At 70.9% G+C, this 6,280-nt stretch carries 4 protein-coding genes and 1 tRNA gene; 3 read left to right on the top strand and 2 right to left on the bottom strand.

Features of this window, described 5'->3' with window-relative positions; translation table 11 throughout:
- Window positions 1–333 precede the first annotated feature (333 nt).
- A tRNA-Asn gene (locus tag Q7W29_14405) sits at window positions 334–408 on the bottom strand.
- Window positions 409–715: 307 nt separating this feature from the next.
- On the opposite strand from Q7W29_14405, the gene Q7W29_14400 reads away from it, so the two are divergent.
- From Q7W29_14400 to Q7W29_14390, 3 genes are read left to right on the top strand one after another with little or no spacing between them, the layout of a single operon-like run.
- The gene (locus tag Q7W29_14400) at window positions 716–3,790 is read left to right on the top strand and encodes a LamG-like jellyroll fold domain-containing protein (protein MDO9173013.1); all 3,075 of its coding nucleotides are present in this window, start codon (window positions 716–718) and stop codon (window positions 3,788–3,790) included.
- Window positions 3,791–3,800: 10 nt separating this feature from the next.
- Window positions 3,801–4,145 (top strand): diguanylate cyclase, encoded by a 345-nt coding sequence (locus Q7W29_14395; protein ID MDO9173012.1) that lies wholly within the window; start codon window positions 3,801–3,803, stop codon window positions 4,143–4,145.
- 43 nt (window positions 4,146–4,188) lie between these two features.
- On the top strand, window positions 4,189–5,844 hold the full coding sequence (locus Q7W29_14390; GenBank protein ID MDO9173011.1) for a SpoIIE family protein phosphatase: 1,656 nt from the start codon (window positions 4,189–4,191) through the stop codon (window positions 5,842–5,844).
- Here the strand turns inward: Q7W29_14390 and Q7W29_14385 are convergent.
- A partial coding sequence (locus tag Q7W29_14385) for an efflux RND transporter permease subunit (protein MDO9173010.1) occupies window positions 5,813–6,280 on the bottom strand: 468 nt, incomplete at its 5' end. The two genes, Q7W29_14390 and Q7W29_14385, sit on opposite strands and share 32 nt — an antisense overlap.

The raw sequence follows: 6,280 nt of genomic DNA, 5'->3' as shown, positions 1-6,280 counted from the left end.
CACCATGCGGTCCCAGCTTCTCCCTAGACTCGGAAGAATATCTCTCGCGCCCAGTGTTCCGTCTGGAGTCCAAAGAATTGACCAGCGCTTAATCAGAGAGGGTTGTGAATCAGAGATTCCGAGAGTTTTTCTACCACCATTCGGGCTCCGGTCGTGACCCCTAACGGTTCCCACCGACCCCCAAACTCTCCCCCCAAACCAGAGAATCCGACCCCACCCGTCGAAATCGCGCAATCCATTGCCAAACTTGGGGATAAACGAAAAGCCCGGAAGCTCTCGCTCCCGGGCCACGCCGCTAACCAGATGGCGTATCAAATTCCGACAGAAAAGGATTGGCTCCCCGGGTAGGGCTCGAACCTACAACCCTGCGGTTAACAGCCGCATGCTCTACCATTGAGCTACCGAGGAACCTAAACCCTTGCGCCGTGCGCCAAATCCAGAACCGGGCGCTCCAGCGGAATCGGTACGATAGCCGATTCGCCCCAACCTGTCAAGATATCGGCCCTTCCAAGGCCGTCTTGAGCCCCCCGCTCCCTTGTATTCCGCACCAGGACCCGCTAATCTTGATGAACCTGGGAATTCGATTGCTCCCCCGCCGCTTCCCAGCCCCCCGACCGCACCGGTGGACGCCCACGCCAGCGTCCCCGCCGGCGCCGGGGAGATCACATCCGCCATCGACACTGCTCATCGATCCGTGACCAGGGGGGACCCACCGATGCACCGTTTCCCGAAGGGACGCGCACGCGTCACTGCCGCCATCTCCATCGCGCTGTCGCTCGTCCTGTTCTCCGTCGCCGCCCGCGCCCAGGAACACGCCCCCGACGCCGCCACCTCGCTGCTGCTGCACCTCAACAGCTCGTTCACCGGCGCCGCCGGCGAGACGCCCACCCAGGCGACCGGCACCTCCTACGCGGCGGGCGTCTTCGGGCAGGGCGCGAACCTGCCGCCCGGCAGCCGCCTCTCCTACAACGCGACGGGCAACCTCGCCGCCGCGCAGGGCACGCTGGAGTTCTGGGTGCGTCCCGACTGGAACGGCGACGACGGCCAGGACCATATCGTGCTCGCCTGGGGCACCTGGGGCGGTCTCCTGATCTGCAAGGACGGCGGCGATTACCTGCGCATCATCGTCAACCGCTGGGGCCCCGACGGCACCTCGGAGCGTGGCGCCGGCCTCTCGATCGCCTCCGAGTGGCTGGCCGGCGAGTGGCACCACTGCGCCTTCACCTGGAACGCGACGCAGGTCCAGGTCTACGTCGATGGCGAGCTGCGCGCCCAGGAGGCGGTGGGCTTCACCTTGCCGTCCATCGCCGCCACCACCTTCCAGATCGGCGGCGAGGGCGCGTCCGGACCCCTGGCCGGCCGGCTCGACGAGGTGCGGATCAGCAGCACCGTGCGCACTGCCGACGAGATCCTCGAGAGCTACGCCCGCGGCCTGACCTTCGCCTCGCTCGCGATCGCGCCCGACCCGCTGCAGATCTCCGTGGGCTGGACGGTCACGCCCACGATCACCGCCGTCGCGACGAGCGGCCCCGTGCTGGACGTGCCGCCGGCGGCCTGCAGCTGGACCGTGGTCGATACGATGGTCGCCAAGGTCGACGTCCAGGGCCGCATCCTCGGCCGCAGCGCCGGCAGCACCAACGCCGTCGCCGTCTGGCACGGCGCGGTGGACGCCGTGGCGATCACGGTCCAGGCCGCGCTGGCCGCGCCCGCGAACCCGCGCGCCGTGGGCTTCCACACCACCGCGCGCGTGGACTGGGACCCGGTCGTCGGCGACGCCGTGGCCGGCTACGAGATCGAGCGCCGTCCGGCCGGCGGCTCCTTCGCCGCGGTCGAGCGCGTGCTCGCCCGCACCTCGTTCACCGACTGCGGGCTGACGCCCGGTCAAGCCTACGAGTACCGCGTCGTCGGCCTCGACGTCTACGGCTCGCGCATCACCGCCCTCTCGTCCGCCTGCCCGGCGACCCTGCAGGCGACGGCGGCCGGCGTCTCGCGGCACAAGAACCTGGAGCTGCTCGTCGCGTTCTACACCGAGGGCTACGCCGCCAACGACATCGGCCGCATGACCCAGGGGGTCCGCAAGGCGATCGAGTTCTACTGGCGCACCACCGAGGGCAACCTGAACTTCGACCCGACCTTCCTCTACATCGACGCCGCGCTGCCCGCCGCCGAGTGGGGCCCCGAGGTCGAGGCCGACCTGCGCGCCCGCGGCGTCGCGGACGGTCAATACGACGTCGCCTACCTGATGGGACTGGACCTGGCCGGCTGCTTCGGTCCTTATCACGTGTTCGACAGCACGCTCGCCGCGCTGGGCACGGTCTGCCGCGTGCCCTACCCCGAGAACCTGGCCACGGTCGACTACAGCGTCGCCTGGACCTTCATCCACGAGATGCACCACGTGCTGGAGCGCATGGACGACATCACCGGCGACGCCACGCCGGACGTCGTGTTCTGCCACTTCCCGTGGGACTACCCCGGCCTCTTCGGCGGCGACGGCCGGCACCTGGACTGGGGCCTCCACTACAACGGCATCGCCGTCACGAACCGCCTCTACGGGGACTCCTGGCTGACCTTCCCCGCCCCCTACGACGGCGTCCTGGAGTGCGCGGACGCCGACGTCGACGGCCTGCCCGACGCCGACGACCGCGTCCCACGGGACGAGGCCGGCTTCGGCTCCAGCCCCGCGCAGCCCGACACGGACTTCGACGGCCTCGGCGACCTCGCCGAGTACGCCCGCTACGACTACCGCGGCACCGCGCCGACCGTCCCGGACACCGACGGGGACGGCCTGCTGGACGGCGCCGACCCCCAGCCGCTCTACGACGTCGCGCCGACCCTGCCGCAGCTAGCCGCGGCGCCGGTGATCGACGGCGTCCTGGAGCCGTCCTGGCCGGCGTTCGCCACGGGCTACTACTACACGAGCGCCCCCGACCCGTTCACGCTCGAGACCTACGCGGGCTGGCGGGCCGACGGCCTCTACCTCGCCTTCGCGTCGTCGGCGCGGCTGCGCTTCCACGTCTCGGTCGACGGCAGCGGCGAGGACGGCCGCTGGGAGTCGCCCGTGCGCCACGTCGGCGGCGCGACCGACACCGACAACCCCGACAACAAGGCGAACCACATCGGCGACGTCTGGGGCGACGGCAACGACATCACCTTCGCCCACGGCCTGGCCGGCGTGTCGGTCTACGACCGCGGGGCCGTCGCCGGCGCGCAGATCGCCTCCACCTACACCGGCGGCGTCTACCGCACCGAGGTCATGATCCCGGCGGTGCTGCCGCCCGGCGCGGGCTTCACCTGGTACCCGGCCGGCGCCGGCACGCCGGTGGTGCAGGGCCTCACGCTCGAGCAGGGCCGCGTGCTCGGCCTGAACCTCACCGTGGCGCCGGTGGTGGGCTCCGACGTCTGGGAGTTCTCCGCCGCCTGGTCCAGCCTCTTCGAGCCGCACGCCTTCGTCGATTTCACGCTGGCCGGCCCCCCCACCGCCGTGGACGGCCCGCCGGCGACCGGCCTGCCCGCGCGCAGCGCGCTCGGCGAGGTCTACCCGAATCCCTTCAACCCCAGCGTGACGGTGCGCTATGATCTGGCCGTTCCCGGCCGCGTCCGCGTCACGGTCCACGACCTGAGCGGCCGCGAGGTGGCCCGCCTGCTCGACGGCGAGAAACCCGCCGGCCGCCACGCGCTGGTCTGGACGGGCCGCGACGCCCGCGGTCGGCCCGCCGCATCCGGCGTCTACTTCGCCCGCTTCGAAGCGGCGGGCGTCGCCCAGACGCGCAAGATCATGCTGGTCCGCTGAGGAGGCCCCGTTGCAGCCCCACGCCTGGATCCACGAGTTCCCCGCCGCGATCACCGTGTGCGACACGGCGGGGGTCATCCTGGAGATGAACGCCCGCGCGATCGAGACCTTCGCCGACCAGGGCGGCGCCGCTCTGGTCGGCCTGAACCTCCTGGACTGCCACCCCGAGCCCTCGCGCACGCAGGTCGCGAACATGCTGCGGGACCGCACCCGCAACGCCTACACCATCGAGAAGCGCGGCGTGCGCAAGCTGATCTACCAGTCGCCCTGGTACCGGAACGGCGCCTACGCCGGCTTCGTCGAGCTGTCCCTGGTGATCCCGGCCGAGATGCCGCACTTCGTCCGCCAGGGCTGAATCCGGGAGGCGCGATCCGGGCAACCGCCTTATCCTGGTCGGCATGGAAAAGCGAACCCTCATCCTGGGCGGCCGTGTCGGCGACCTCGACGTCCGCTTCGAGCTGGGCGAAGGCGTCCACGTCGCGGGCCGCGCCGCGGACTGCGACATCCTGCTGTCCGAATCCTCGATCTCGAGACGTCACGCCGAGATCGAGTTCCGCGACGGTCGGGCGCGACTGCGCGACCTGGGCAGCCACAACGGCACACAGCTCAACGGCAAGCCGATCGACGGCTGGCGCGACCTGGAGTTCGGCGACAAGCTGACGCTGGGCCGCGCGACGCTCACCGTGGGCGGCAAGCCGGACACCCGGGCGCTGATGACCTTCGTCGGCGACCGGCCGTCGACGGGCGTGGCGATCACCTGGCACGAGGTCGCCGGGCGCGACCGCGGCGAGCGCCTCGCGCCGCGCGGTGGCGGCAAGCGGGCCGAACTGTTCACCGTGCTGGCCGAGGCGGGCAGCCTGCTGGTCTCCCCGGGCGCGCCGGAGGACCTGTTCGAGCCCATCCTGGACCTCGTCGACGCGGCCATGGCGCCCGAGCGGGCGCTGATCGTGCTGCTGGACGAAAACAACGGCGAACCGCAGGTGCGCGCCTCGCGGGTGCGCGGCGGCGGCGAGGCCGACAACATCATGCTCAGCCGGACGGTGATCGAGCGCGTGCTCGGCGAGCGGGTGTCGTTCCTGATCGAGGACGCGCAGCGGGACGCGGCGCTGCAGGCGCAGATGAGCATCGTCTCGCAGGGCCTGCACACGGCCATGGCGGCGCCGCTGTTCGACAACCAGAGCGTCATCGGCCTGCTCTACGCCGACTCCGCCGACTCCGCCGACCGCTACACCACCGACGAGCTGAAGGCCTTCACCCTGCTGGCCAACTGCATCGCGGTCGCCCTGACCCACGCCCGCTACCACACCATGGAGGCCGAGAAGCAGCGCCTCGACACCGAGCTGGGCGCGGCGCGGCGCATCATGGCCACGCTGCTGCCCGCCGAGTCGCCGGCGGTGGCGGGCTGGGAGCTGCTGACCCACCTGGAGTCCTGCACCGAGGTCGGCGGCGACCTCTACGACGTCTTCCCGCTGCCCGACGGGCGCCTGGCGGTCGTGATCGGGGACGTGGCGGGCAAGGGGCTGGGCGCGGCGCTGCTGGTCTCCTCGCTGCTGCCGCTGCTGCGGGGCCTGGCCGGCTCGATCGCCGACCCCTCGGACCTCGTCCACCGGCTCAACGCGGTCCTCTTCGCCGCCACCGAGCCGATCCGCTACGCCACGCTGTTCGTGGGGCTGCTGGATCCCGCCACCGGCGAGCTGGCCTACGTCAACGCCGGGCACAACCCGCCCTACGTGGTGCGCGGCGACGGCGCGACCGACGCGCTGGCCGGCACCGGCCTGCCGGTGGCGCTGATGGACGATGGTGTCTGGAAGGCCGGCACGGCGTCGCTCGCAGCCGGCGACTTGCTGGCCCTGTACACCGACGGCATCCCCGAGGCCTGGAACGCCGACGACGAGGACTTCGGCGACGAGCGCCTGCGCGCCCTGCTGGCCTCCTTGCGCGGTCGCCCGGCGGCCGACGTGCGCGACGCCGTGCTGGCCGACGTGAAGGCCTTCGTGGGCGAGGCGCCCACCAGCGACGACATCACCCTGGTGCTGCTGCGCCGCCTGCACTGATCCCCGCCCTCCCGCGGCCCAGCCGCTCCTGGAAGCGGTCGAGGTAGGTGAAGAACACCGGCGTCACGTACAGCGTGATCAGCTGCGAGAAGAGCAGCCCGCCCACGACGCACAGGCCCAGCGGCCGGCGCGCCTCCGCGCCCGCCCCCATCCCCAGCGCGATCGGCAGCGTGCCGACCAGCGCCGCCAGCGTGGTCATCATGATCGGCCGGAAGCGTTTCACACAGGCCTCCAGAATCGCCTCGCGCGGACTCATGCCCAGGCGCCGTTCGGCATCCAGAGCAAAGTCGATCATCAGAATGGCGTTTTTCTTGACGATGCCGATCAGCAAGATGATGCCGATCAGTGCAATCAACGACAGCTCGGTGCGGCACAGCAGCAAGGCCAGCAAGGCACCCACTCCGGCAGATGGCAACGTGGAGATGATCGTCAGCGG

The organism is bacterium, assembly GCA_030654305.1.
GTDB lineage: Bacteria > Krumholzibacteriota > Krumholzibacteriia > LZORAL124-64-63 > LZORAL124-64-63 > PNOJ01.
This window is presented reverse-complemented; position numbering and strand designations above follow the sequence as displayed.